We start from the raw sequence: 23,081 nt of genomic DNA, 5'->3' as shown, positions 1-23,081 counted from the left end.
ATGTCTCCGGCCGACTATTTTCCGGCGCGCTCCCCAAGGGAGCGCTTTCCATCGCGAAGCAAAATAGCCGGCCTTCACCCTCCTCCGCTGACACTCCGGCCCTTCGCTTCGCTGCGGGTGCAGGTCCGTCCCGTCCGCCGGCTTCCGTCGCCATGAAGGCCGCGAGGGTCGCGGTCCAACCGGCGGAGCATCCAATGAGCGAGCATGACGACTACGAACCACAGCACTCGTCTTCACCCATCGACCACGTCCTCACCGAACTCCAGCTCTATGGCTACCGTCCCTTCGTGGATGAGCCTGATCCTCGACCGCTTCCAGAGGGCCACTGCGTCGCCGGCGCGATGGCCGACATCTTCGACGCCCTCATCGTGGCACTGCAAGACACTCGCCTCGAGCCCGATCTCGACGATCTTCTGTGGTCGACCGTCAACATCTTTCACCGCGCCGCAGATCGGATCGAGCGCGAACTCGATCACAACGAGCAGGCGCAACGCCGCAGCCAGCGTGAGCAGGACGGCAGCGAAGTGAAATCGGTCGAGCTGGAACGCCTGACGGCCGAAGGGCAGACGCTGATCGAACGCCAAAGCGCCTTCGAACTGATGCGTGATCAGGCCGCGGAGCACTACGAGCGCCACACCGGATCGAGTTGGCGACCGCGCAGCGGATCGATGGTCAACCATCGCAACATGACCTCTGCGCTCATCGACAGCCGCGATTTTCTCAGCGCCAAGAAACGCGCCTCGCAGGAAGTCCTTCTGCCACCTGGCCCGAAAATCGCCTTCACCGCTGGGCTCGACTTCAATGACCACCAGCTGATCTGGGCCAAACTCGACCAGGTCCACGCCAGGCATCCCGACATGGTATTGATGCACGGGAAATCGCCGAAGGGTGGCGAAAAGATCGCCTCCTGTTGGGCAGACCATCGCAAGGTACCCCAAATCGGCTTTGCCCCTGATTGGACAAAGCATGCCAAAGCCGCCCCGTTCAAGCGCAATGACGCAATGCTGGAGGCGCTGCCGATAGGCGTCATCGTCTTTCCCGGGACCGGAATTCAGGACAATCTTGCAGACAAGGCAAAGAAGCTCGGCATCCCAGTCCTCGACTTCCGCCCCAAGGGAGGCGGCGCGTAAGCGCTGCCCGCCCTACCCTTTTTTCGATTGTACGATACGGCCGCGGTCGGGCAGCGTGTACTGTATTTGCAGTTCGCTGGAGTGCTTGGCCCGGGATGCCGGATCTCCGCCCGGCGCCGCCCGTCTTTTGCGATACTCAGTCCGCGCCCTAGCAAAGGCGCGCGACGCCGTCACGCTTGCCGTCAACGTTTCAGCTGCGTCGCAGCTGGCATCACAGCTGCGAATAACGACGCCCGTTCAACCGAACAGGGGCTGGATCTGGGCGAATTCACCGAACAACCGGCGCGGGCAGGATGTTTTTTTCTGACCGGCCGTCGCATTGTTAACGTTGTCGCTGGCACGGCATCGCGCGACGCACAGTTCGAATCCACGACGGCGTGCCGTCTCGTTCCAAAGATAGCGGATATCCGGTGATGCACGTCAGCCGTGACTTGAACCATCACGTGCGTGCCTTAAGCGCGGTGCCGACAACAGCCTGCGACTTCGCGATGCCTGTACAGAGGAGCATCGAGGCCGGTGATCGTCGTAGCCGGGATTTCGCCAGCGACGGTATCGCCAGGTTCTCCGTTGATGTCTCTATCTGGTGGGCCGCTCCAAACGGCCTCTTTAATGGGCTGATCTGGCCGAAGGTCGGCTGCGCCTCGATCGCCTAAGCCGCAATGGCGCCGATCGACTTTCTTCCCCTGCCGGCTGCGCCGTCATTCCTCGCCAAACAACAAAGTCGCTTGGCTGCCATCCTCCGCTGGCGCTGCGGTCGCAAGCGATGCGGCGTCGATCGCCTCCGGCCCGCGGATCGCCATCGAGGCCGCAATGGTGCGGGCTCGAAACAGAGTTCAAGGAGAAAACTCATGGCGATAATCGGAACCTTCAAGAGGACCGGCAACAACGAGTTCACCGGCGAAATCGTCACCCTCTCGCTCCAGACCAAGAACGTCCGCGTCGTGCCCGAGACCAACCGCTCTGGCGACAGCGCCCCCAGCCACCGTGTCTTCGTCGGGCGGGTCGAGATCGGCGCCGCATGGTCCAAGCGCTCCAATGACGGCCGCGACTATCTCGGCGTGAAGCTGGACGATCCGAGCTTCACTGCTCCGATCTACGCGAACCTCTTCAACGATGAGGAAGGCGAAGGCTACAGCCTCATCTGGTCGCGCCCCAACGGCCGCCGCAACGCGGAGTAAGGCCCCGACCAAGGCTCCGCCCGGACGAACAGGGCGGGGCCGTCCTCCTTTTCACGACAAGGTGAGCGCAGTCGCTGCGCAACGAGCTCCGTCGGACTTGGGGCGACTACCTGTCGTGTTCGCGACTGGAGACTTCATTCCTGCATGTTGCCTCGCCGATCATCGAAAATTGGCGGTGTTTCCCGCGTCAACTCACGGTGCCGATTTTCTGATCAACTCGCATGGGTCCACATTCAGCGCAGTTGCGATCCTCCCAAGAACACTGATGCTGGCCGAGACCCGAGCGCGCTCGATCGATCCGACGTAACGCATGCTCAGTCCAGAGCGGGCGGCCAGTTCCTCCTGCGTCACGTTCTGGTCATGGCGCAGACGACGCATGTTGGCCGCCATGATCTCCTTGAGATTCATGACGGATTAGGGACCAGAAAGGGAACTATCGTTCTAGGAATGATCGTTCCTATTCGCTATGATTGGTGCTCGATCTAAAGGACGGCTCCTTCGAGATCGCGATCGAAATATGAACGGTCAAATACAATGCTTAAACCGCTGCTCGATCCTGATGTCGCCGACATTGCGCCGGATGCCCCGGTCCTGACCGGCTATGACGAGGAGCGTCTGCTCACCTACATTCGCCTGCTTGACGCGGCAGCGGAAGATGCCGATTGGCGAGAGGTGGCCAGGATCGTCTTGCATATAGACCCGGAGCAGGAGCCGGAACGAGCGTTCCGGTCCTGGGAGACCCATCTTGCCCGCGCGCGATGGATGACGACCAGCGGCTACCGATATCTTCTCGCTGGCGGCGCTCCGCACTGACGCGGCCGGCGCTCCATTTTGCTGAATCGGCATAATGGTTTGCCGACTCTCAAACTATCCAACTTCCTTATGCCCCTGAATGTTGACGCCGACGCCTCACATCCGGGTACGCGGAGAGGACAGGAACAGTGCAAGGCGATTGGACCGATCCGGCGGCGTATTCACACATGTGCAGCTACCAGGCTACGGAGTTCGCTGCCGAGTATCTGATCCGGAATGACGAATTCGTGGCAGAGTGCAGCCAGCTTGCATCGCAATTCGCTGGTTCTGGAGAACCTGCCGGTCAGCCCGATCTCGCCGCCCGTTGGGGCGCGCGATTTCAAAACTGCCGGTGCCGGACTTCCGAAAGCTGACAATATCATCTGGACAGAACAGGCCTCGCCGCGCGTGCTCCGGGTCATGCGGGTATCTGCATCCCATCAAACAGTTCGACCTTCCAGCCTTGCCGGAGCCAGCGTTTGGCCGCAGGACGAAGGCCTTCACATTATTTGGTCTACCTTAATTGGGAAAAGTCATCTCGTCGCTGACGACCGCGCCGGTGAATTCAACGCTATCCTTCTGCCGCTCGACGCTGCATTCGAGACGCGGCTCGATGCAGCGCGCCGGTTCTGGCGCGCACTGAACGGCCGGGCAGCCAGTCCATCTTACGGCGCGCTGCCGCAACAGACCAAGACCAGGCATATCCTCAATTTACGCGCACATGATGGTCACCGCACGGGTGCAACCTATCGTCAGCTCGCGGAGGTGCTGTTTTCGCAGGAGCCGATTGTGCCGCGAGATTGGCGTGATCATCATCTCCGCCACAAGGTCCGAGCTATCTTACGCCGTGCAGCTTTTTTAGTCGCCGGCGGCTATCGCGATCTTCTCTTCTACCCCCACAACCGTAGCGAAAAGTCCGGCCGCCGAAGTCCTTCTTCGGGGTAGCAAAAACGCGCCCCCCAATCTTTGCCCTCCCTCGCCTTTCCTGATTTCGATCATGGTCCACTTCGCGCGTCCCGGCAGGCCAGGACGACAGCAGAACCGAATGGAGATCGAGCGATGTCGAAGGGTCCCGCGGACGCGCCCCAAAAGTATTTGCGCACGAAGGAGGCAGCACCCATCGTCGGGCTCTGCGCCCGCACACTCGAAAAGCACCGGACCTACGGCACCGGCCCAAAATACCGAAAGGTCGGCGGGCGCGTTCTCTACGACATCAACGACCTGCACGCCTGGATAGAGCTGGGGGCACGCACCTCCACCAGCGATGTCAACGCGACCTATGTTCCGCCGGCAAAACCCCATGCAGCCCGCGCGCCCGCCTATGTCGGCAGACGCGACCGCAGCTCCTGATCTGTGGCGCACCGAAAATGCAGTATCGCGAGACCGTTCAGCAGCAATTTGCGCTGCCTCATGTCCCCTCATCCGGCTTCCCTCCACGCGGCACGGAGGACGTCGTGGCGCGGCAGCTCGTCTTATTGGTGAAATCCCGCCGCCTGACACCGATCCACTCTCATGCGCGCGACCTGCGTTGAGGCGGCAAGTGTGCACGGCATGGCAACGATTTGGAACGCTGCCATCCTGGTCTGGGCTGTGTCGCAAAACATCCACGCGCAAGCCAGGAGATTGCAACCGCGCCGCCTGGTAGCGGCGAAACAGCAGCAAACCCTGACCTTCATGTCGCCGCGTAAACGGCGGCACGTCCACAGCCGGATAGCCGCACGCGAGCAGCCGAGTCCATACACGGGCAAGCGTCTTAAAGCTTGCCTGCTGCGCCCCGGGATCGAGTCATGAGCAAGCGCACAAAGATCATCGCCACCATGGTTGGCGGCGCAGTGCTCGCCGCGGCGCCGGCATGGATTAGCCATCCGCCGATATCCATCTGGAACGCATCGGGGAGCATCCCCGTCGGGCTCTATCGCGTCCAGCCGGCCGACAAAATCGGTATTGCCAATATCGCCGTCATCATGCCGCCCGAGCCCTTGGCGGCCTTCATGGCAAGACGCGGGTATCTGCCGAAAAATGTGCCGCTCCTGAAGCGTATTTTGGCACTCGGGGGCGCAACCGTCTGTCGCCAAGGCACAACCATCATCGTCAACGGCAAGACGTATGGACATGCGCGCGAGCGTGACAGTCGCGGTCGACCCCTGCCCATCTGGCAGGGCTGCCGCGACATTGCAGAGGCCGACGTCTTCCTTATGAACCTGGGTGCAGCCGACAGTTTTGACAGCCGCTATTTCGGCCCGCTCCCGCTCTCATCGATAGTTGGCCGCGCGGTTCCCGTCTGGACCACGGAGCGCACCACTCCGGTGCTGGATATCACCAACGATCCCCTCGCTAGCGAGCCGTGACGGCTTGGCTCGACGCGCACTAACACTCAGAAAGGAGCACTGCAATGACCCAGATCGGAACCTTCACGCGCAACGATGACGGCTTCTTCGGCAATCTCTCCACGCTAACAATCGAGGCGAAGATTGCCATCCTGCCTGCCGAGAAATCCAAAACCGAAAACGCGCCCGACCATCTGATCTATTGCGAAGGGATGGCGGTCGGTGCGGCTTGGGACCGCGCTGGAGACAAGGCTGGGGATTACCTCTCCGTCTCAATTGACGACCCGTCCTTTACGCAGCCGATCCGCGCCAAGCTGTTCCGGTCCGATGCAGAGAACAACGTCTGGAGCCTGCACTGGAACCGATCATCGAAGCGCGACGGGCGAGGCTGAACAGATGCTTCTGGAGCCCTTCGACGAATCTTTCTCGCCAACCCTTTTGATCCATTGCGCGCCGGTCAAACCCTTCGATCTGACCGCCCGCGAGGCAGCCCAGAGGGGGCCGGACACTTGCTTGTGGCTGCGGACGCCGATTTCATCACAGTTTTGGCAAAGCCGGTTCGATTGGCAAGCCCCTGCCCTTAACGGAAGCGAACACCGTCGCAGGCTGGCAGCGCATCGGTTCTGCGGTCTGCGGGATGCAGCCCACAGAGGCATGACGACGTTTGCCGCATGTGTCATGCTCGGCTTCGTGGCGCCCGAAACTGGTGCAGCGGCTTCCTCTGCTGGTGAACGGCCGGCGCACTCCGAGTCGACGATCTTGTCGGCTGGCCCGTGGTCGCAGCATATCCGGGAAGCGTCAAAACGCTTCGCCATTCCAGAGCGGTTGCTGCGCGGCGTCATGCATGTTGAGAGCGTCGGCGATGTTCGTGCGCTTTCAAGCAAGGGCGCAATGGGCTTGATGCAGATCATGCCGGCGACGTGGGAAGAACTGCGCATCAAATACCGTCTCGGTGACGATCCCTATCAACCGCGTGACAACATTCTTGCAGGTGCAGCATATCTTCGCGAAATGCTCGACAGCTTCGGGCGCAGCGGCTTTCTTGCCGCTTACAATGCCGGTCCTGGTCGGTACACGGAACATCTCTTAACCGGCCGTCCGCTGCCACGCGAGACGGTCGACTACGTCAGGAAACTCGCGCCGCTGCTCGATGGTGCAGTTCTCAGTCCGCGGCGCGCGCGGCAAGGAAGGGGCAGAGCCAGCTCTCTCCGTCCAACGATCTTTGCGCATCCCCATGACATTCGGAACGCCACTGCATCGGATGGCAATGGTTATGGCGAGACGATCTTTGCGGCGATTCATTCGTCCGCAATGCGGTCGCCAATGGGCAATCCTGTTGCGGACCTGACCGCGATCGAGCCACGGCCGGGTGAAACCGATTTCCAATCGAACCACGCTGTTTCCGGCCTATTCGCTCAACCCTCTTTAGCCATATCGCGATGATCGCCACGTTCCTCCTCAATTGCATTCCGGCCTGTTCCGTCGCGGAAATTGCGGCGGAAGGGTTGGCTGTGGATGAGAACAGAGAGATTGGCAGGATAAAGGGCCGCGAGGTGCGGCTCGGTTCGGCCGATTGTTTTCCTTACGATTTTCGTCTCATTTCGCAATGTGCTGGCACAATCAGCGATGTGCGCTATTCCCAATTTTTCAGTCTTTCAATGGAAACCGCACCTCGTGGCCGTCTAGCATGAAGCGTGACGATAGCTTTCGCGTCCGCCCCGGTCGCATCCGCTCCCGCGCCGGCCAGCGCGCACGACCCTTCATCTTCCAGGCTCTTGCGGCCACACAGCGCGCCGGCGGGCACCTTACACGCGAGGGTCGGATCACCTCCCCGCGAGCTTCAACGTTTGGCCGCGGCCGGTCAGCGAGCATCCGCGCCAGTCGCCTCATCTCTGACAGCTCACGCGGCGCCGTCGTCAAGACCCGTGTGGTACGGCAGTTCAGAGGGTCTGCGCCACTCGCCACCCATCTCAAATATCTTCGCCGCGAAGGTGTTACACGTGATGGTGAGAAGGCGAGGATGTTCGGTCCCGACACCAAAGATGCAGATCATGACGCCTTCTGCGACCGCTGCAAGGATGATCGGCATCACTTCCGTTTCATCGTTTCGCCGGAGGATGCAATGGAGCTCGGCGACCTCAAGAACTTCGCTTGTGACCTGATGGTCGACATGGAGCGCGACCTCGGCACGAGGCTCGACTGGATAGCCGTCGATCACTGGAACACCGAACATCCGCACGTTCACATCCTCGTTCGCGGCGTTGCCGACGATGGCGAGAGCCTTGTCATCTCGCGCGACTACATCCGCCAGGGCATGCGCGATCGGGCGAGCGACATTCTCACCCAGACGCTTGGGCTCCGCACGGACCTCGACATCCGCCAGGCCATCGAGCACCAGGTCGACACTGAGCGCTGGACGCAGCTCGATCGCCAGCTTGTTCGTGACGCCGACCGTCATGGTATCATTGATCTCGCGCCACACCCTGATCGCCGGCCCGACGAGTTCCTGGGGCTCAAAGTCGGCCGGCTGCGGCAACTGGAAAGCCTGGGCCTCGCGAACGAGATCCGTCCCGGCCAGTGGATGGTGGTCGAAGAGGCCGAGGCCACTTTGCGCGCCCTCGGTGAACGCGGCGACATCATCAAGCGCATGCACCGCAGCCTCACTGTGCATGGGCTAGAAAAAGGGACGGCCGACTATGTGCTGGCCGCCGAAAGATTGATGCGCCCGTGATCGGCCGACTGCTCGAACGCGGCCTTGATGACGAACGGCGCGGCGCGGCCTATGCCATCGTCGATGGCATTGATGGACGCACGCACCACATTCGCTTCCATGACCCTGATGCGGCCGGAGACTCCGACCCGGGCTCGGTCGTGGAGTTGTGCCGCGATGCGAGTGCAAATGGCGGTGGCCGGGTCACGCTCGCGGTCCGCTCCGACCTCTCAATCGAACAGCAGGTCCATGCTTCCGGCGCGACTTGGCTCGATCGCCAACTCGTTGCACGCGAGCCTGCCGAATTCGGTGACGGCGGCTTTGGCAGGGACCTAAGACAGGCACTGCAAGATCGGGTCGACCACCTTGTCAGCCGCGATCTGGCCAGGCGCGAGGGACAGCGCGTCATTCTTGTGCGCAATCTGATCGATACTCTACACGATCATGAGGTGGAATCGCTCGGTGCCCGCCTCGCCGCCGAGACGGGCCTCTCATTCACGAAGGCTGCCAACGGCGATCATGTGGCTGGGATTTACCGGCGGCGTTTCTCGCTGGCTTCAGGCCGGCTCGCGATGATCGACAATGGGCTCGAATTCAAGCTCGTGCCCTGGTCGCCGTCGCTCGAAAAGCGATTGGGTAATCAAGTCATCGGGATCGTGTGCTCGGATACGGGGGGCGTGGATTGGAACCTGGGAAAGAAGCGCGGCATCGGGCTATGAAGGTTACAGGCGTATGCTCTATCCTGATGCTGGGAAGCCAGCACGGTCGCACATTCTATTTGTACCCGCGCAGTGAAGCGCCGATTGCCTCGCAAAACAGGGACTTTGCGCATCCTCGATTCAGTCTGGCGCCCGCGATCGCGGCACTGGCGCTGTTTGCCTTCGTCTATCATTGGAACAGCTATCTGTGGCCGCTGACAGTTTTGCAGGGCAATGCAGAGGATTATCCGATCGTCATTAGCCTCAGCCGCCTGCTCAGCTACAACAGAGGCGCCCTCAATACAGGACTGGTCATGGCCGGCGCCACGCTCGCCGTGCTGCCGCCATTGATGCTCTTCGCCTTCCTGCAGCGCTTCTTCGTGGATTCGATCGTCGGCTCGGCGGTCAAGGGATAATGGACCAGCGCGGCGCTCTGTGCTAAGGTGTACACAGATCAACACAGGACACCGCTATGGCCGCTAGCACCACTATGACAATTCGCGTCAGTCCCGATGTAAAGGAAAAGCTCGACCGGATCGCAACCGACACCCGGCGTAGCAAGTCGTTCCTCGCAGGTGAAGCCGTCGCAGCGTATGTCGATCGCGAGCTTGAAATCATTGAAGGTATCAAGCGCGGCCTTGCTGATGTCGAAGCTGGGCGCATCGTGTCTCATGATAAGGCCATGGCAGAAATTTATGCCGCGATTGATGCAGGCACGGGCCGCAAGGTGTGACGCGAGCCGTTCAGTGGTCTCGCGGTGCGCTGGACGACATCAAGGAACAGATCGCCTATATCTCGCAGGATAATCCGCGCGCTGCGCGCCTGGTCGCAGACCGGATTCTGGAAGCAGGGGCCGCGCTTGGGGAAATGGCAACCGGGCGACCCGGCCGTGTATCCGGCACCTATGAAAAGCCTTTGAGTCGCCTGCCCTACATCATCGCTTACGCCGTGACCGCCAAGGGCGGCCGGGAAAGCATTTCAATTTTGCGGGTGATCCACGCAGCGCGCGGTTGGCAGGACGAGGAATGGCCGAACTGAGCGAGATCTCGCGACGAAGGGGCTTTAATCGCGAGCGGATTTGCTGCCAACAATTTTGACAGCAAGCTGCCGGGTATTGCTCCCGAGTTTAACCGGAGACCTGGGTGGGAGCATATACGTCGAGCACGTTCTGAGTTTCGTCCGTTCGCAATGAGTTATGGCTGCTAACGATCTGGCAAAAACCACGATTCAGTCCGCGGTCAGCACGACCTTGACACTCTGTGAACGGTCGGCGGCAAGTCGGAAGGCATCGGGGGCGCAAGAAAGCGTGCGCTCCGCTGTCATCAGCTTCAGGACGTCCACCTCCCCCGACACGATGAGATCGACCGCCCGGCCGAACTCCGTGCCGAAGCGGAATGTGCCTTTGAGGTCGATCTCCTTGGCCATCACCGCATTGGCCGGCAGCGGGATCTGGCCACCGGGAAGATTGCCGACCTGGACCACCGTGCCGCCGCGCCGGACACTGGCGATCGCCGCGGCAAGGCCGGCGGCAGTGCCTGAAATCTCGAACGCCACATCAAGCGAACCGCCGGCAGCAAGCGCCTGGAGTTCGGCGTCGCCGCCGGAAAGGTCGATCGTCCTGTCGGCGCCCAAACTGCGGGCGAAGGCGAGCGGCGCGGCGGCGATATCGACGACGGTCAGTTCAGCGCAGCCGGCAAGCCTGGCCGCGAGCATGGTCAAGAGACCGATGGGGCCGGCACCGAACAGGATGACGTTGCGGCCCCTGATGTCGCCCGCCCGCGCGGCGGCGTGCAGGCTCACCGCCAGTGGTTCGGCAAGTGCCGCCGCCTGGTAGGCCACATCAAGTGGAACCTTGAAACATTGCGCGGGCGTGGCGTCGAACAGACTGACGAAGCCGCCCTGCATATGCGGTGTCTTCGATGCCGAGCCCATGAAGTAGATGTTTTCGCAGAGATTGGCCCGCCCCTCCAGGCATCGCGCGCAATGCCCGCACCAGCGCGACGGATTGACCGCGACATGGTCGCCGACGCCCAGGCCGGGCGCGGCGCCGTTGATCTCGACGATTTCGCCCGAGATCTCGTGGCCGAGGACAAGCGGCGAGGTGACGACGAAGTCACCGGTACGGGCATGGCGGAAATAATGCAGGTCGGAGCCGCAGATGCCCCCTGCCCCGAAGCGCACACGCACCATGCCTGGTGCCAGCGGTTCGAGCGGATGCTCCACGACGCGAAGGTCCTGCGGGCCGAACAGCGTCGCGGCAATCACCTGGCCACTCACCGGATCAGTTCCATCTCGGTCGGCAGCCAGAGCGTAATGGCGGGTATGAAGGTGATCAGAAGCAGCGCCACGATCAGCGGCACCAGCCACGGCAGGATCGCCATGGTGGTGCGCTCGACCGAGAGCTTGGCGACGCGCGACAGCACAAAGAGCACCATGCCGAGCGGCGGGTGCAAAAGCCCGATCATCAGATTGAGCGTCATGATCAGCCCGAAATGCACAGGGTTGATGCCGTAGACGGCAGCGACCGGCAGCAGGATCGGCACCAGAATCGTGATCGCGGCGATCGTATCGAGGAAGCAGCCGACCACCAGCATCAGGATGTTGACCAGGATCAGGAAGACCCACTTGTTTTCGGTGAGCGCGAAGATGAAGTTCGAAAACAGCTGTGCTGCCTGGCTGACGGTGAGCAGCCAGGCGAAGATCGATGCGGCGGTAACGATGAACAGCACCGAGGCGGTCGTTTCGATCGTGTCGAAGCTGGCCTTGGCAAGCAAACGCAGCGTCATCGTGCGGTAGCGCACCAGCCCGAGGAAAAGCGACCAGATCACAGCCGCCATCGCCGCTTCGGTCGGCGTGAACCAGCCCATCGTCATGCCACCGATCAGGATGACCGGCGTCATCAGCGCCATGACCGCAGAGAAATCGAAATACCAGTCCGCCACGATCAGCACCAGCAGCGCTATGCCGACCGCGATATTGATCGACAGGCCAAGCTGCACCAGCACATAGCAGCCAATCGGAAAGGCAGCCACCACCAGCACCTCGCCCGCCGCTTCGGCCAGCCGCCGAAGCTCGAAGGATGTGTCGGAGCCCCAGCCGCGCCTGTAGGCGAAGATGGCGACCGTGATCATCATCAGCACGGTCATGACCACGCCGGGCAGGATGCCGGCCATGAACAGCGCGCCAATAGAGACATTGGCCATCATGCCGTAGATGACGAAGGGCAGCGAAGGCGGGAAGATCGGTCCGAGCGTGGCTGAAGCGGCGGTAACCCCGACCGCGGCGTCTATCGGATAGCCGTGGTCCTTCATCGCCTTGATCTCGATGGTGCCAATGCCGGCAGCGTCGGCGAGCGCGGTGCCCGACATGCCGGAAAAGATCACCGATCCGATGATGTTGACCTGCGCCAGGCCGCCTTTCATCCAGCCGACCAGGGCAAGGGCGAAGGAATAGATGCGCCCGGTGACGCCGGCGATGTTCATGAGGTTGCCGGCCAGGATGAAGAACGGAACGGCGAGCAGCGGAAAGCTCTCCACCCCGGCGATCATGCGCTGGGCCGCGATGATATCGGGCGCGACGCCGTAGATGACGAGGTAAAGGATCGACGCGGCCGCCATCGAAACGGCGACCGGCACGCCGATGAGCATCAGGACAAGAAAGCCCCCTACCAGAAGCAGCATCGCTCAGACCCCCGCCGTCTCGAACGCACCAGGACGCTCGAGCACCGAATAGCCGCGCCTGTAATTGCCGATGAAGACCTGGATCGAGCGCAGAAGCATCAGCACGAACCCGGCCAGTACGGCGTAGAAGAACCAGCGCCGCGGCAGGTTGACGGTGACCATGCGCTCATGCGCCACGATCGTGACGTAGCGCCACATCAGCCAAGATCCGTAGGCGAAGAATGCGATGCGGATAACATCGACGGCGAGCGCCAGCCAGCGGCCGACGCGCTCCGGCAGATAGTGGTAAAGCACGTCGACATGGATATGGCGCGAAAGGCGCACGCACATGGCGGCACCCAGAAAAACGACGACGACGAGCGCGTTGATGGCGATCTCCTCGGTCCAGGCAAGGCTGTTGTTCAGCGCATAGCGGGTGAAGAACTGCAGGAAGACACACACGACCATGCCCCAGAAAACGGCAAGCGTGATCCAGTCCTCGATGCCGTGGTCCGACAGGTCGACGTGTACCGGCACCTCCTCGAAGGCGTGCGCGATCTCTTCGACGGTGATCTCGGTGTGGTGTTCCTCGGCCATCGGCGCGGGCTCCCGAAGCTGGTGGGTCGTCAAGGATTGAAAAGGCCGTCCGGCGCAATTTGAAGCCGGACGGATGGGCAGGTTAAAGCGGCGATTCCGATTGCCGCCCTATCCTCTTGATTGAGCATCGGGTTTCCGATGCTCTACTTGATAGCGCGGATCGCTTCCCAATCGGCCTTGTTGTAGCCGAACTCCTCGAAGGTGACCTTCTCCAGCACATTCTTCTCGAAGTCGGCACGGTCGACATCGGTTACGCTGATGCCGCGGTCCTTGAATACCTGCACCAGTTCCTTTTCGCGGGCGACGATCTTTGCCGTGGCGCGGGCGGCAGCCTCCTGCATCACCTCGGTGAAGATCTTCTTGTCCTCATCGGAAAGCGAGGCCCAGCGCGACGCCGATATGATGGTGTTGAGATGATCGACTATATGGCCAGTGAGCACGATGTTCTTCTGCACCTCGTAGAATTTCTTCGCCTCGATGGTGGTCAGCGGGTTCTCCTGGGCCTCCACGGTGCCGTTCTGCAGGGCCAGATAGACCTCGGCGAAGGCAATCGGCGCCGTGTTGGCGCCGCAGGCACGCGGCATGGCCAGATAGGCCGGCACGTCGGGAACGCGCATCTTCAGGCCCTGCATGTCGGAGCACTTGGCGATCGGCCGGTTCGAGGTGGTCTGCCGCGTGCCGTAATAGGTGGTGGCGGCGATATGATTGCCGGTCTTGTCCTCATAGCCCTTGGTCAGGGCCTTGTAGACGTCGCTTTTGGTGTATTTCAGCAGATGGTCGGCATCGCGGAAAGTGTATGGGAAATAGGTGACGCCGATGGGTGGATATTCGCGCGCCGCGAAGCTCGATCCGGAAATGATGATATCGACGGTGCCGAGCATCAGGCCCTGGTTGATGTCTGCTTCCTTGCCAAGCTGCGAGGCCGGATAGACGTCGATGGCGTAGCGGCCCTGGGTGCGCTTCTTGATCTCGTCGGCAGCCCACACGGATTCGGTGTGGAAGGGCTCCGTCGTCTCGTAGACATGTGCCCATTTCAGGACCGTTTCCGCCGAGGCCGACGCCATGGGTATGGCAATTGCGGCGATCGCACCGAGCAGAACTGCGTATTTTCTCAGCATCTAATTCCTCCCTGGTTGAACTTGACGGCCGGATCTCCCCCCGGCCAACTGCTATTCCGCAACCTCCTTGGCTGCGGCTCTCTCATCGAAATTGCGTGAGAATCTGATTTGCGACTGGCGCAGATGCTGCTGCATGGCGGCCTTGGCCCGCTCGGGGTCGCGCGCGGCAATTGCATCGCGCACGGCACGATGTTCCTTTGCCGCGACCTGCCAGGAATCGCTGGTCTCGAAATAGATCGACAGGCGTTCGAAGTACGGGTTCATGCGCTGGTCGAAAAGCTCGCCGATGAAGCGCACCAGCACCGCGTTCTCGAGAATGCCGGCGACAGCGGTGTGGAATTCCCGGTCGAGCGCAATGGTCATCTTGTTGGGGTGACGCATGGCCTCCATCCGGCGCAGCACGTCGTCGAGCCGTTCGATATCTGCAGGCCGGACATGGAGGGCCGCTTCGGCGGCGATCGCGCCTTCGACGAATTCGCGCGCGCGCAACAGCTCGAACGGGCCTTCCTCGACTTCGGGTTCGGAGGCGGCGGCGCTCGGCGGATCGGTGACGTAGATACCCGAGCCGACTCGGATGCGTATGCGGCCTTCGACCTCCAACGCTATCAACGCTTCACGGACCGTCGGGCGGGAAATTCCGAGCTGGTCGGCCAGATCCCGCTCGGTCGGCAGACGGTCGCCGACGGAAAACTCGCCGGCATCGATCAGCTGCCTGAGCTGATCGGCGACCTGTCGGTATAGCCGGCGAGGTTCAACGGCCTGGATCGGCATGCGCGTTTAGTTCCCTCCCGGGCCAACCCTGGTACATTGGTCTGACCCATTGACCGCAGCTTAGACAGAGGATGCGGAGAGTCAAGCTCGATAGAACCGCGGCCCGCACAACCGGAACTCGGCGGCATTGCGCAAGCATTCCATGCGTCAGCGCCGTCCCCCGCGAATGACCAGGACGTTCCCGGCGGCGACGAGGACGAGCCCGGCGATCGCGTAAGCGGTCCAGGCATAGCCTTCCAGCGCCGTGGAGATCAAAAGCGCAAAGACGGGAAATATGACGGTCGCATAGCCGGCGCGGGCGCCGCCAATGCGTCCGAGCAGCGTCAGGTAGGCAGCGAAAGCCACGACGGTCGATATGACGGCGAGGAAGACCAGCGAGCCGATAAAAGAGGCGGTCGTCGCGAACACGAACGGCTCACCAAGCAGCAAGGCCAGGAACGTCGACCACAGAGTGCCATAAAGCATGCCCCAGGCGCTCGTTGAAACGAGCGGCAGGCCGCGGCGCTGGTTTGCGACGGAGACGAGATTGCCGACGCAGAAGCTCAGCGTGCCGCAGAGGCACAGAAGAAGGCCCACCAACGTGCCGCCGGAAAGCCCGTTGGCGGCGATTTCGGGAAAGAACATCAGCGCTATGCCAGCGAAGCCGATGAGGCCGCCGGCGAGAATGCGCGGCGCCGGGCGCTCGCCGATGACCAAGGCACCGAGCAGCATGTTGATTACCGAGGCGAGCGAGAAGACGACCGAGAGCAAGCCGCTGACGAGATAGCCGGCGCCGTAATAGAAAAACAGGAAGTTCGACGAGAAGATGAGGATGCCGAGCACTGCAAAGCGCAGATGATCGGTGATCGAAAAGCGGAGCCGCCGGCCGGAAAAACCTGCCCAGGCAAACATCAGCAGCGTGGCGATGGCGAAGCGCCAAACCAGATTGACCTCGTTCGACACGCCGCTGCCGACCTGAAGCTCGATCGCGAACCACGATGCGCTCCAGGCAATGACCGTCAGCGCGTAAAGCCCGTAGTCGACGGGTTCGAAGGGGCGGTCGCGCGTCGCCATGCGCATTTCCGCGTTAGCCGGCTCCGGGGCGTCGTTTGGTTCTCTGGTTACCGACATGCTGGCCAAGACGCTTCCGCTCACAAGACGTTTACAGACCAACCGCCCGCCTTCGCCGCTTCTGGCCCCAGACGACGAGACCGAGCAACAGCAGAGCCGGAATGGCGAACCAATAGCGCGACGTCCGTTCCGCAGGGACTAGCACCTGGTTGATTTCGTCGCCGGGCTGCAGGCCGAATTTGGCCGCCTGGCTGCCCAGCCGCACCACGCCGATCGTCATGCTATCGCCAAGCGCACTGACGTCCAGGCCCGCGGCCTTCAGGCGTTCTGCCGATGAATTTGCAGGCCCGAGTTGTAGACGTACCAGCTTCGATATCTCATCGCCGTTGAGGTTCAGTGTCGTCAGGCGCAAGCGAACTGCGCCCCCCTCGGCTGTCTCGTCGACGATACGGCTGAGTTGGGAGGCAGGTACTGCCCGATACGGTTCGCTCACCTGATCGAGCAATAATCCCGGCCTGAACAAAATGAAACAGGCCACAAGCAACGCAATCGTCTCGTACCAGCGGTTGCGCACGAGCATCCAATTCTGCGTCGCTGCAACAAACGAGACCATGGCCAGTGTCGATGTCACGACCATCGCGACGAAGTCGAACGGACCTTCGAGATCGATCATCAGCAGCCCGGTGTTGAAGATGAAGATGAACGGCAAGAGACCGGTACGGATCTCGTATTTGAAACCCTGAATTCCGGTCTTCACCGGGTCGGCGCCGGAAATTGCCGCAGCAGCATAAGCCGCCAGGCCCACTGGCGGCGTCACGTCCGCCATCAGCCCGAAATAGAAAACGAACATATGGACGGCGACCAGCGGCACAGCGAGATCGTTCTGCGCCGCCAAATCGACGATGACCGGCGCCATCAAGGTGGCGACGACGACATAGCTTGCGGTGGTCGGCATGCCCATGCCGAGAATGATGCAGATCACCGCGGTGAACAAAAGCATGACGATGAAGCTGCCGCCCGAGATGAATTCGACCAGCTCGGTCATTACCAGCCCGATGCCCGTGAGCAGAACCGTGCCGACGATGATGCCGGCCGTCGCAGTGGCGATGCCGACCGTCGTCATGTTGCGTGCGGCGGCGGACAGCCCACCGACCAGATCGTCGAAACCGTGAAGCCAATGCTGCGCCAGCGCGCGGTCCTTGCGGAAAAAGGCGGTGAGCGGCCGCTGCGTGACGATCAGCGCCATAAGGGCGACAGCGCCCCAGAATGCCGACAGGCCGGGCGACAACTCCTCCACCATCAGGCACCAGATCAGCAGGATCACAGGCAGCAGAAAATGCAGGCCGGTGCGCGCCGTCTCGCCGAAGTGGGGAATCCTGACGATCTCGCCCTCCAGATCCTCCAGCGGCAGGTCGGGATAACGCGCCCGGTAGGCGACAAGGCCGATGTAAACGGCGATCAGCGCGGCAGTGATCATCCAGGTCGCGGCCGCGCCCAAAACGATCTTCGTCCAGCCAATGCCGTAATAGACAAGCCCTGCGAGGATGATGAAACCGCATACGCCCATCAGCCCGCGCAGCGCGCCCTGAAATGCGGAGTGCGTGCTGCGTGACGGCAGGCCCTTCATCCCCGTCTTCATCGCCTCGATATCGACGATGTAGAACAGCGAGCCGTAGGTCAGCAGCGCCGGATAGAAGGCGTGCTTGACCACCTCGGCATAGGAGATGCCGACATATTCCGCGATCAAGAACGCGGCGGCGCCCATCACCGGAGGCATCAGCTGACCATTGACGCCGGCCGCGCATTCGATGGCGCCCGCCTTCACCGCAGAATATCCGACCCGGCGCATCAGCGGGATGGTGAAGGTTCCGGTGGTCACGACATTGGCGATCGACGACCCGGAAATCATGCCGGTCAGGCCGGAAGCCACGACACCGGCCTTGGCCGGACCGCCGCGGTATTTGCCGAGCAGCGAGAAGGCAAGCTGGATGAAAAAGCCGCCGGCGCCGGCGCGCTCCAGCAATGTTCCGAACAGAACGAACATGAAGACGACGTTGGTGGACACACCGAGGGCAACACCGAAGACCCCCTCCGACGTCAGCCACATCTGCGAGGCTGCGCGCGATAACGTCGCGCCCTTGTGGCCGAGCAGGCCAGGTAGGTGAGGCCCGGCGAAGATATAGATCAGCATGATCGCCGCGATGACGGTGATAGCAGGCCCGACGGCGCGACGGGCGGCCTCGAGCAGGATGAGGACGCCGGCGATCGAGACGACCAGGTCAGCCGTAGTAGGAAGGCCCGGCCGATGGGCGATATCGCTGTAAAAGACCAACAGATAGAGGGCGGACGCCGCCCCGGCGATGCCTAGCACCCAGTCGGGCAGCGGCACCCGGCTGCGCGACGAGGTCTTGAAGGCCGGAAACGTCAGCATCGCCAGAAACAGGGCGAAGGCCAGATGGATGGAGCGGGCGATGCCGTCGCTGACGACACCAAAATTGAGCATGAACGGAAGGGGCGAGGCATACCAGAGCTGGAACAGCGACCATGCCAGCGATACGCCGAGGATCAGCTTCGCGGTGCGGCCGGTCGGCTTGCGCCCACCGGTGTCGGCTTCGGCGACGATCTCGCTAAGCTTGTCAATGCCGATAACGGGTTGGTCAGGCCCTGCCGCCCGCTGGCTTTGATCTGTCATCGTTCCCCACAATTATTTGCGATGCGAGGCGCCTGTGGCGCCTCGCATTGAAGGCCTCAGAGCCAGCCCTTCTCCTTGTAATAGCGCTCCGCGCCCGGATGCATTGGCGCCGACAGACCGGTCTTGATCATCTCCTTGGGATCGAGATTGGCGAAAGCCGGATGCAGTTTCTTGAAGTCGTCGAAATTTTCGAAGACCGACTTCACCAGTTCGTAGACCACCTCATCGGGCGTGCTGGCATTCGTCACCACTGTCGCGCGGACGCCGAATGTCGTCACGTCGTCCGGATTGTTGGCGTACATGCCGCCCTTGATGGTGGCGACTGAATAGTACGGATGAGCTGCCAACAGCGCGTCCACTGCCGGACCGGTCAGCGGGATGAGTTTGGCGCCACAGGCCGTGGTCGGATCCTGGATCGCGGCGGAAGGATGACCGACGCCGTAGAAGAAACCGTCGATCTTGTTGTCGCACAGCGCGCTGCCCTGCTCGTCCGCCTTCAGCTCCGCGGCAAGCGAGAAATCGCCGAGCGTCCAGCCCATCTGCTTGAGCAACTCCTCCATGGACGAGCGGGTGCCTGACCCGGGATTGCCGACGTTGAAGCGTTTGCCTTTGAAATCCTCGAATTTGGTGACGCCGGCGTCCGGCCGCGCTAGCACGGTAAACGGCTCGGGATGGACGGAGAACACGGCGCGCAGATCCTTGAACGACTTGCCGTCGAAATTTCCGGTCCCCTCATAGGCCTGGTACTGGACGTCCGATTGGGTCAAGCCGAAATCGAGGTCGCCGGTCTGGATGGAGTTGACGTTGAAGACCGAACCGCCGGTCGACTCCGTCGAGCATCGGATGCCGGTTTTCTGCCGGTCCTTGTTCATCAGTCGGCAAATGGCGCCGCCAACAGCGTAGTAGACGCCGGTGACCCCGCCGGTGCCGACCGTGACGAAGTGCTGCTCGGCAGCGACGGATGGCAGCGCCAGCAGCATGCAGGCCGCCGCGCCGATCAGGGTTTTCATTGAATTAAACATGGTTGCTACCTCTCTGGTGGTTGTCCCGGCCCCGTCGCCGATGACGCGTTGGAACTGGGTTGAGGCGGTCCGCGTCGTGCGGGTCAGGCCGCTGAAGCGATCGCAGCGTCGATGGCCTCACCGAGCCGTTCGACGATCCGATCGATATCCTGTTTGGAAATAATGAAAGGCGGCGCCACAAGCACATGAACGCCCCGCACGCCGTCAATCGTCCCGGCCATCGGATAAATCATTAGGCCGCGGGCCATTGCTTCGCGCTTGATGCGGGCGTTGAGTTCAAGCCTCTGGTCGAATGGTTCCTTGCTGGCGCGATCAACCACCAGCTCGATTCCCCTAAATAGACCCCGCCCGCGAATGTCGCCGACGTTATGGTGGTTATCGAAGCGTTGGTGCAGGCGTTCGTCCAGCTGCGCGCCCATTGCGCTGACGTTGTCGAGCAGACCGTCACGCCGGATGACCTCCTGCACGGCAAGGCCGGCCGCCGCCGCCATTGGATGGCCCATATAGGTATGCCCATGCTGGAAGAAGCCCGAGCCTTGGGCAAAGGCGTCGAAGATATGCCGGCCGAGCAGCACCGCGCCAATCGGCTGGTAGCCACCGCCGAGTCCCTTGGCGATGGTCAGCAGGTCGGGAGCGATGCCGTCCTGCTCGCACGCATGCAGCGTGCCGGTACGGCCCATGCCGCACATCACCTCGTCGAGAATGAGCAGCACGCCGTAGCTGTCGCAAATCGCGCGAATGTGCTTGAAGTAGTCCGCGACCGGCGGCACCGCGCCGAGCGTGGCACCCACCACCGGCTCGGCGACGAAGGCGATGACCTCGTCCGCGCCGAGTTCGAGGATCTTGTCTTCGAGCTGCTGGGCGGCGCGCGCCGCATAGGCTTCGTCGCTTTCGCCATGCTTTTGATAGCGATAGGCGTAACAGGGGTCGATATGGTGGGTCTCGATCAGCAACGGCCTGAACTGGGCGCGCCGCCACTCGTTGCCGCCGGTGGCGAGAGCGCCGAGCGTATTGCCGTGATAGCTCTGCCGGCGTGCGATGAGATGGCGCCGTTGCGGCTCGCCTTTCTCGACAAAATATTGCCTGGCCATCTTGAGCGCGGCCTCGACCGCCTCCGAGCCGCCGCTGATTAGATAGACGTGGTCCAAGCCTTTCGGCGCGTCCTCGACCAGCCGATCCGCCAAGCGCTCCGCCACCTCGGTGGTGAAGAAGCTGGTGTGGGCGTAGGCGATGCGGTCAAGCTGGGTGTGCAGTGCAGCGATCACGTCGGGATGGCCGTGGCCGAGACAGGACACGGCCGCGCCGCCCGACGCGTCGAAATAGGACTTGCCCTCGGCATCGAACAGTTCGATGCCTTGGCCGCGAATGGCGACCGGCAGCATCGAGTGGATGGTTCGATGAAGAATGTGTGTCATCGACGGTCCCTCATGGGCATTTTCTTCGGCGGACGTTGGTTCAGATGGGTCTTGAGAGCGGCGCCCTGCTCATCGAAACGTCGCAGGGACTCAACAGCGCCCTCGCCTGCCTGCCCTGCGACAAGAGCACCGAGGATCTCAGCAACGATGAAAGCTGGCGTCATGGTGTGGAAAAAGGACGGGCTGCCGGTCGGCACGACGACTAGGTGATCGCCAAGCAGCGCCAAGGGCGCTACCCCGCTGTCGGTGATCGCAATGACCGGTACGCCGCGGCCGGCAGCGTACTCGACAAGCTCGATGGTGAAGCGCGTGTAGGGCAGGACGCTGGCGGCGATCAGCACGTCGTCCTTGGTCGCATGGGCCAGAGCGTCGCCATCGGTTCCGCCGATGCCGTGCAGCAGCACCGACTTCTCGCCGATCAGCGACAGGATGTAATGCAGATGCCAGGCGACTGCGTGGCTTGAGCGCAGGCCGAGGCAATAGACGCGCCTTGCCGCACTCAGCGCCCTGGCCGTCTCGACCAGACGGTCGATCGACCTACCTTCGGCCAGATGGGAAAGCTGGCTGGAAATCGAATCCAGAATATCGGCCGCCAGCGCGTGGTCGCCCTTGAGCTTTTGGCTGGCCACCTGGAGGCCCGCCTTGCCGGCGAAACCGATTTCGCCGTCCCGGATCGCGGCGGCGTAAATATCGCGTACGGTCTCGTAGCCATCAAGGCCGAGATGCTGGGCCAGCCGCGTCATCGTCGCCGGCTGCACTCCTGCGTGCCGGGCCTGCTCGCGCATGGACAACAGCGCGACATCATACGGTTTATCAAGGACATACCGCGCGGCGGACCGAAGCTGCGCCGACATGCCGTCGAAGGCACTGATGATCTGTCCAGCAAGCTCTCCCTGGTCCATGGATATTGCTAGCTCGCCAGACCGGCGATTGCAACGTCTGTTTCAATATGGTCAAAGATCGATTCATATGACTCTTATCGCCCGAAAACCGTCTCCATGAAGCCGGCCACTGGTCTCGGCCGCATCGCCATAGCCGTCGCGCCGAACGGGGGGCGTCGCAGCAAGGCCGACCATCCGGCGATTCCGCTCACACCGGCCGAGCTGGCGCGGACGGCCGCGGAATGCGCCGATGCCGGTGCGGCTATGATCCACGTTCATGTCCGCGACAGAAGCGGCAACCATCTGCTCGACGCCGACGCCTACCGCCAGGCAATCGCGGCCATCCGCGGTGCTGCCGGTGACCGGCTGTTAATTCAGATCACTTCCGAAGCGCTCGGTATCTATTCGCCGGTCCAACAGATGGCCGTCGTACAAGATGTGAAGCCGCAAGCGGTCTCCCTGGCGCTTCGCGAAATCGTTCCAGATGCCGGATCGGAACCCGCCTTCGCGCGCTTCATGGCCTGGCTGCATAAGGAGCGTGTGGCGCCGCAGATCATCCTCTATTCGCCCGAGGAGGCTGTCAGGCTTTCGGATATGCAGCAACGCGGACTGATCCCCTGGGCAAGCATACCGGTTCTCTACGTGCTGGGCCGCTACACGCCGGGACAGACGTCCGTTCCTGCCGATCTCCTGCCATTCCTCGCGGCGAACATGCCGCGCTTCGATCATTGGAGCGTCTGCGCCTTCGGCCGCAACGAAGGGGCGTGTGTGACGGCCGCGGCACTGCTCGGCGGTCATGTCCGGGTCGGGTTCGAAAACAATCTTTTCCTTCCGGACGGCAGCATAGCCTCGTCCAACGCCGAACCGGTAGCGACCGTCGCACGCATACTCGCCGACTGCGGCATCAAGATCGCCTCGGCCGCCGAGTTGGCGGCACAATGGAACGCGCCGTTTCGTTCCATATAACAAACCAAAGCCTATTTTCGGCGGCAAGCTCGCGCAAGGCATAGACAGGCGGCTGCAATGTCATCGCCACGGAAG

General features: G+C 62.0%; 27 protein-coding genes and 1 pseudogene. 17 read left to right on the top strand and 11 right to left on the bottom strand.

The features are described from left to right. Positions 1–194: 194 nt before the first annotated feature. The 3 genes from NKI59_RS23370 (at position 195) to NKI59_RS23360 (ending at position 2,308) form a co-directional block, all read left to right on the top strand. On the top strand, positions 195–1,130 hold the full coding sequence (locus NKI59_RS23370) for an SLOG family protein (RefSeq protein ID WP_352592630.1): 936 nt from the start codon (positions 195–197) through the stop codon (positions 1,128–1,130). A gap of 410 nt (positions 1,131–1,540) precedes the next feature. Beyond that, positions 1,541–1,783 carry a hypothetical protein gene (locus NKI59_RS23365; protein ID WP_352592627.1) on the top strand — a complete coding sequence of 81 codons (243 nt, stop codon included), beginning with the start codon at positions 1,541–1,543 and terminating at the stop codon, positions 1,781–1,783. Positions 1,784–1,978: 195 nt separating this feature from the next. Continuing rightward, entirely contained in the window at positions 1,979–2,308 is a 330-nt protein-coding gene (locus tag NKI59_RS23360) for a DUF736 domain-containing protein (protein ID WP_023674291.1), read from the top strand. 192 nt (positions 2,309–2,500) lie between these two features. On the opposite strand, the gene NKI59_RS23355 is transcribed toward NKI59_RS23360, so the two are convergent. Continuing rightward, entirely contained in the window at positions 2,501–2,716 is a 216-nt protein-coding gene (locus NKI59_RS23355; RefSeq protein ID WP_023674290.1) for a helix-turn-helix domain-containing protein, read from the bottom strand. A gap of 126 nt (positions 2,717–2,842) precedes the next feature. Here NKI59_RS23355 and NKI59_RS23350 point away from each other — a divergent pair, with 126 nt between their 5' ends. The 13 genes and pseudogenes from NKI59_RS23350 (at position 2,843) to NKI59_RS23285 (ending at position 9,873) form a co-directional block, all read left to right on the top strand. Further along, positions 2,843–3,121, top strand: a complete 279-nt coding sequence (locus NKI59_RS23350; RefSeq protein ID WP_023674289.1) for a DNA -binding domain-containing protein — start codon at positions 2,843–2,845, stop codon at positions 3,119–3,121. Between the two features lie 167 nt (positions 3,122–3,288). Continuing rightward, the gene (locus NKI59_RS23345; RefSeq protein ID WP_352455880.1) at positions 3,289–3,474 is read left to right on the top strand and encodes a transcriptional regulator domain-containing protein; all 186 of its coding nucleotides are present in this window, start codon (positions 3,289–3,291) and stop codon (positions 3,472–3,474) included. 46 nt (positions 3,475–3,520) lie between these two features. Next, positions 3,521–4,045, top strand: coding sequence for a DUF2285 domain-containing protein (locus tag NKI59_RS23340; RefSeq protein ID WP_352452158.1), 525 nt, complete (start codon positions 3,521–3,523; stop codon positions 4,043–4,045). Between the two features lie 114 nt (positions 4,046–4,159). After that, positions 4,160–4,450 (top strand): helix-turn-helix transcriptional regulator, encoded by a 291-nt coding sequence (locus tag NKI59_RS23335; protein ID WP_352576619.1) that lies wholly within the window; start codon positions 4,160–4,162, stop codon positions 4,448–4,450. Between the two features lie 162 nt (positions 4,451–4,612). Next, positions 4,613–4,891 carry a replication initiator protein A gene (locus NKI59_RS23330; protein ID WP_352622850.1) on the top strand — a complete coding sequence of 93 codons (279 nt, stop codon included), beginning with the start codon at positions 4,613–4,615 and terminating at the stop codon, positions 4,889–4,891. Beyond that, positions 4,888–5,448 (top strand): S26 family signal peptidase, encoded by a 561-nt coding sequence (locus NKI59_RS23325; RefSeq protein ID WP_352592625.1) that lies wholly within the window; start codon positions 4,888–4,890, stop codon positions 5,446–5,448. Before NKI59_RS23330 ends, NKI59_RS23325 begins: the two co-directional genes overlap by 4 nt. Before the next feature lie 44 nt (positions 5,449–5,492). Further along, on the top strand, positions 5,493–5,819 hold the full coding sequence (locus NKI59_RS23320; RefSeq protein WP_352592622.1) for a DUF736 domain-containing protein: 327 nt from the start codon (positions 5,493–5,495) through the stop codon (positions 5,817–5,819). Between the two features lie 4 nt (positions 5,820–5,823). Continuing rightward, entirely contained in the window at positions 5,824–6,870 is a 1,047-nt protein-coding gene (locus NKI59_RS23315; protein WP_352592620.1) for a lytic transglycosylase domain-containing protein, read from the top strand. Continuing rightward, entirely contained in the window at positions 6,867–7,118 is a 252-nt protein-coding gene (locus NKI59_RS23310) for a hypothetical protein (protein ID WP_156937256.1), read from the top strand. Before NKI59_RS23315 ends, NKI59_RS23310 begins: the two co-directional genes overlap by 4 nt. Continuing rightward, a pseudogene (locus NKI59_RS35160) lies at positions 7,115–8,856 on the top strand (relaxase/mobilization nuclease domain-containing protein). Before NKI59_RS23310 ends, NKI59_RS35160 begins: the two are co-directional and overlap by 4 nt. Before the next feature lie 26 nt (positions 8,857–8,882). Continuing rightward, the gene (locus tag NKI59_RS23295; protein WP_352707118.1) at positions 8,883–9,251 is read left to right on the top strand and encodes an ABC transporter permease family protein; all 369 of its coding nucleotides are present in this window, start codon (positions 8,883–8,885) and stop codon (positions 9,249–9,251) included. Between the two features lie 56 nt (positions 9,252–9,307). After that, positions 9,308–9,568: a CopG family ribbon-helix-helix protein gene (locus NKI59_RS23290; protein WP_352452153.1), complete on the top strand. Its 261-nt coding sequence runs from the start codon at positions 9,308–9,310 to the stop codon at positions 9,566–9,568. Further along, entirely contained in the window at positions 9,565–9,873 is a 309-nt protein-coding gene (locus tag NKI59_RS23285; protein ID WP_352592611.1) for a type II toxin-antitoxin system RelE/ParE family toxin, read from the top strand. The genes NKI59_RS23290 and NKI59_RS23285 overlap by 4 nt, the downstream gene beginning before the upstream one ends. A gap of 189 nt (positions 9,874–10,062) precedes the next feature. Here the strand turns inward: NKI59_RS23285 and NKI59_RS23280 are convergent, their stop codons facing one another. The 10 genes from NKI59_RS23280 to NKI59_RS23235 all read right to left on the bottom strand — a co-directional run bounded on the left by NKI59_RS23280 (position 10,063) and on the right by NKI59_RS23235 (position 22,061). Then, positions 10,063–11,112, bottom strand: coding sequence for an L-idonate 5-dehydrogenase (locus tag NKI59_RS23280; protein ID WP_352592608.1), 1,050 nt, complete (start codon positions 11,110–11,112; stop codon positions 10,063–10,065). Beyond that, positions 11,109–12,515 carry a TRAP transporter large permease gene (locus tag NKI59_RS23275; RefSeq protein WP_352622855.1) on the bottom strand — a complete coding sequence of 469 codons (1,407 nt, stop codon included), beginning with the start codon at positions 12,513–12,515 and terminating at the stop codon, positions 11,109–11,111. Before NKI59_RS23275 ends, NKI59_RS23280 begins: the two co-directional genes overlap by 4 nt. A gap of 3 nt (positions 12,516–12,518) precedes the next feature. Continuing rightward, positions 12,519–13,091 (bottom strand): TRAP transporter small permease, encoded by a 573-nt coding sequence (locus NKI59_RS23270; RefSeq protein ID WP_352455843.1) that lies wholly within the window; start codon positions 13,089–13,091, stop codon positions 12,519–12,521. A gap of 143 nt (positions 13,092–13,234) precedes the next feature. Next, entirely contained in the window at positions 13,235–14,209 is a 975-nt protein-coding gene (locus NKI59_RS23265; RefSeq protein WP_023717039.1) for a sialic acid TRAP transporter substrate-binding protein SiaP, read from the bottom strand. Between the two features lie 51 nt (positions 14,210–14,260). After that, positions 14,261–14,980: a FadR/GntR family transcriptional regulator gene (locus tag NKI59_RS23260; protein ID WP_352452148.1), complete on the bottom strand. Its 720-nt coding sequence runs from the start codon at positions 14,978–14,980 to the stop codon at positions 14,261–14,263. A gap of 147 nt (positions 14,981–15,127) precedes the next feature. Beyond that, complete coding sequence (locus NKI59_RS23255) at positions 15,128–16,033, bottom strand: DMT family transporter (protein WP_352592604.1); 906 nt, start codon at positions 16,031–16,033, stop codon at positions 15,128–15,130. An 88-nt stretch (positions 16,034–16,121) separates the two neighbouring features. Then, positions 16,122–18,722 (bottom strand): TRAP transporter permease, encoded by a 2,601-nt coding sequence (locus tag NKI59_RS23250; RefSeq protein WP_352622856.1) that lies wholly within the window; start codon positions 18,720–18,722, stop codon positions 16,122–16,124. A gap of 56 nt (positions 18,723–18,778) precedes the next feature. Then, positions 18,779–19,732: a TAXI family TRAP transporter solute-binding subunit gene (locus tag NKI59_RS23245; RefSeq protein WP_352592598.1), complete on the bottom strand. Its 954-nt coding sequence runs from the start codon at positions 19,730–19,732 to the stop codon at positions 18,779–18,781. A 95-nt stretch (positions 19,733–19,827) separates the two neighbouring features. Beyond that, positions 19,828–21,159 carry an aspartate aminotransferase family protein gene (locus NKI59_RS23240; RefSeq protein WP_352707116.1) on the bottom strand — a complete coding sequence of 444 codons (1,332 nt, stop codon included), beginning with the start codon at positions 21,157–21,159 and terminating at the stop codon, positions 19,828–19,830. Next, positions 21,156–22,061, bottom strand: coding sequence for a MurR/RpiR family transcriptional regulator (locus NKI59_RS23235; protein ID WP_352622858.1), 906 nt, complete (start codon positions 22,059–22,061; stop codon positions 21,156–21,158). The genes NKI59_RS23240 and NKI59_RS23235 overlap by 4 nt, the downstream gene beginning before the upstream one ends. Before the next feature lie 96 nt (positions 22,062–22,157). On the opposite strand from NKI59_RS23235, the gene NKI59_RS23230 reads away from it, so the two are divergent. Further along, the gene (locus NKI59_RS23230) at positions 22,158–23,006 is read left to right on the top strand and encodes a beta-keto acid cleavage family enzyme (protein WP_352592592.1); all 849 of its coding nucleotides are present in this window, start codon (positions 22,158–22,160) and stop codon (positions 23,004–23,006) included. The last annotated feature ends 75 nt before the right edge of the window (positions 23,007–23,081 follow it).

It is taken from the genome of Mesorhizobium sp. M0598 (genome assembly GCF_040320865.1).
Lineage (GTDB): Bacteria > Pseudomonadota > Alphaproteobacteria > Rhizobiales > Rhizobiaceae > Mesorhizobium.
Note: the sequence above shows the minus strand (reverse complement) of the source record. Positions and strands in the feature narration are given on the sequence as shown.

What these genes read in the sequence shown, in the direction of transcription:
- NKI59_RS23315 (WP_352592620.1), top strand. Translation starts at nt 5,824, where the DNA reads ATGCTTCTGGAGCCCTTCGACGAATCTTTCTCGCCAACCCTTTTGATC.
- NKI59_RS23370 (WP_352592630.1), top strand. Translation starts at nt 195, where the DNA reads ATGAGCGAGCATGACGACTACGAACCACAGCACTCGTCTTCACCCATC.
- NKI59_RS23340 (WP_352452158.1), top strand. Translation starts at nt 3,521, where the DNA reads ATGCGGGTATCTGCATCCCATCAAACAGTTCGACCTTCCAGCCTTGCC.
- NKI59_RS23350 (WP_023674289.1), top strand. Translation starts at nt 2,843, where the DNA reads ATGCTTAAACCGCTGCTCGATCCTGATGTCGCCGACATTGCGCCGGAT.
- NKI59_RS23325 (WP_352592625.1), top strand. Translation starts at nt 4,888, where the DNA reads ATGAGCAAGCGCACAAAGATCATCGCCACCATGGTTGGCGGCGCAGTG.
- NKI59_RS23320 (WP_352592622.1), top strand. Translation starts at nt 5,493, where the DNA reads ATGACCCAGATCGGAACCTTCACGCGCAACGATGACGGCTTCTTCGGC.
- NKI59_RS23230 (WP_352592592.1), top strand. Translation starts at nt 22,158, where the DNA reads ATGAAGCCGGCCACTGGTCTCGGCCGCATCGCCATAGCCGTCGCGCCG.
- NKI59_RS23360 (WP_023674291.1), top strand. Translation starts at nt 1,979, where the DNA reads ATGGCGATAATCGGAACCTTCAAGAGGACCGGCAACAACGAGTTCACC.
- NKI59_RS23255 (WP_352592604.1), bottom strand. Translation starts at nt 16,033, where the DNA reads ATGGCGACGCGCGACCGCCCCTTCGAACCCGTCGACTACGGGCTTTAC.
- NKI59_RS23235 (WP_352622858.1), bottom strand. Translation starts at nt 22,061, where the DNA reads ATGGACCAGGGAGAGCTTGCTGGACAGATCATCAGTGCCTTCGACGGC.
- NKI59_RS23335 (WP_352576619.1), top strand. Translation starts at nt 4,160, where the DNA reads ATGTCGAAGGGTCCCGCGGACGCGCCCCAAAAGTATTTGCGCACGAAG.
- NKI59_RS23330 (WP_352622850.1), top strand. Translation starts at nt 4,613, where the DNA reads ATGCGCGCGACCTGCGTTGAGGCGGCAAGTGTGCACGGCATGGCAACG.
- NKI59_RS23355 (WP_023674290.1), bottom strand. Translation starts at nt 2,716, where the DNA reads ATGAATCTCAAGGAGATCATGGCGGCCAACATGCGTCGTCTGCGCCAT.
- NKI59_RS23250 (WP_352622856.1), bottom strand. Translation starts at nt 18,722, where the DNA reads ATGACAGATCAAAGCCAGCGGGCGGCAGGGCCTGACCAACCCGTTATC.
- NKI59_RS23240 (WP_352707116.1), bottom strand. Translation starts at nt 21,159, where the DNA reads ATGACACACATTCTTCATCGAACCATCCACTCGATGCTGCCGGTCGCC.
- NKI59_RS23265 (WP_023717039.1), bottom strand. Translation starts at nt 14,209, where the DNA reads ATGCTGAGAAAATACGCAGTTCTGCTCGGTGCGATCGCCGCAATTGCC.
- NKI59_RS23310 (WP_156937256.1), top strand. Translation starts at nt 6,867, where the DNA reads ATGATCGCCACGTTCCTCCTCAATTGCATTCCGGCCTGTTCCGTCGCG.
- NKI59_RS23345 (WP_352455880.1), top strand. Translation starts at nt 3,289, where the DNA reads ATGTGCAGCTACCAGGCTACGGAGTTCGCTGCCGAGTATCTGATCCGG.
- NKI59_RS23260 (WP_352452148.1), bottom strand. Translation starts at nt 14,980, where the DNA reads ATGCCGATCCAGGCCGTTGAACCTCGCCGGCTATACCGACAGGTCGCC.
- NKI59_RS23290 (WP_352452153.1), top strand. Translation starts at nt 9,308, where the DNA reads ATGGCCGCTAGCACCACTATGACAATTCGCGTCAGTCCCGATGTAAAG.
- NKI59_RS23275 (WP_352622855.1), bottom strand. Translation starts at nt 12,515, where the DNA reads ATGCTGCTTCTGGTAGGGGGCTTTCTTGTCCTGATGCTCATCGGCGTG.
- NKI59_RS23245 (WP_352592598.1), bottom strand. Translation starts at nt 19,732, where the DNA reads ATGAAAACCCTGATCGGCGCGGCGGCCTGCATGCTGCTGGCGCTGCCA.
- NKI59_RS23270 (WP_352455843.1), bottom strand. Translation starts at nt 13,091, where the DNA reads ATGGCCGAGGAACACCACACCGAGATCACCGTCGAAGAGATCGCGCAC.
- NKI59_RS23295 (WP_352707118.1), top strand. Translation starts at nt 8,883, where the DNA reads ATGCTGGGAAGCCAGCACGGTCGCACATTCTATTTGTACCCGCGCAGT.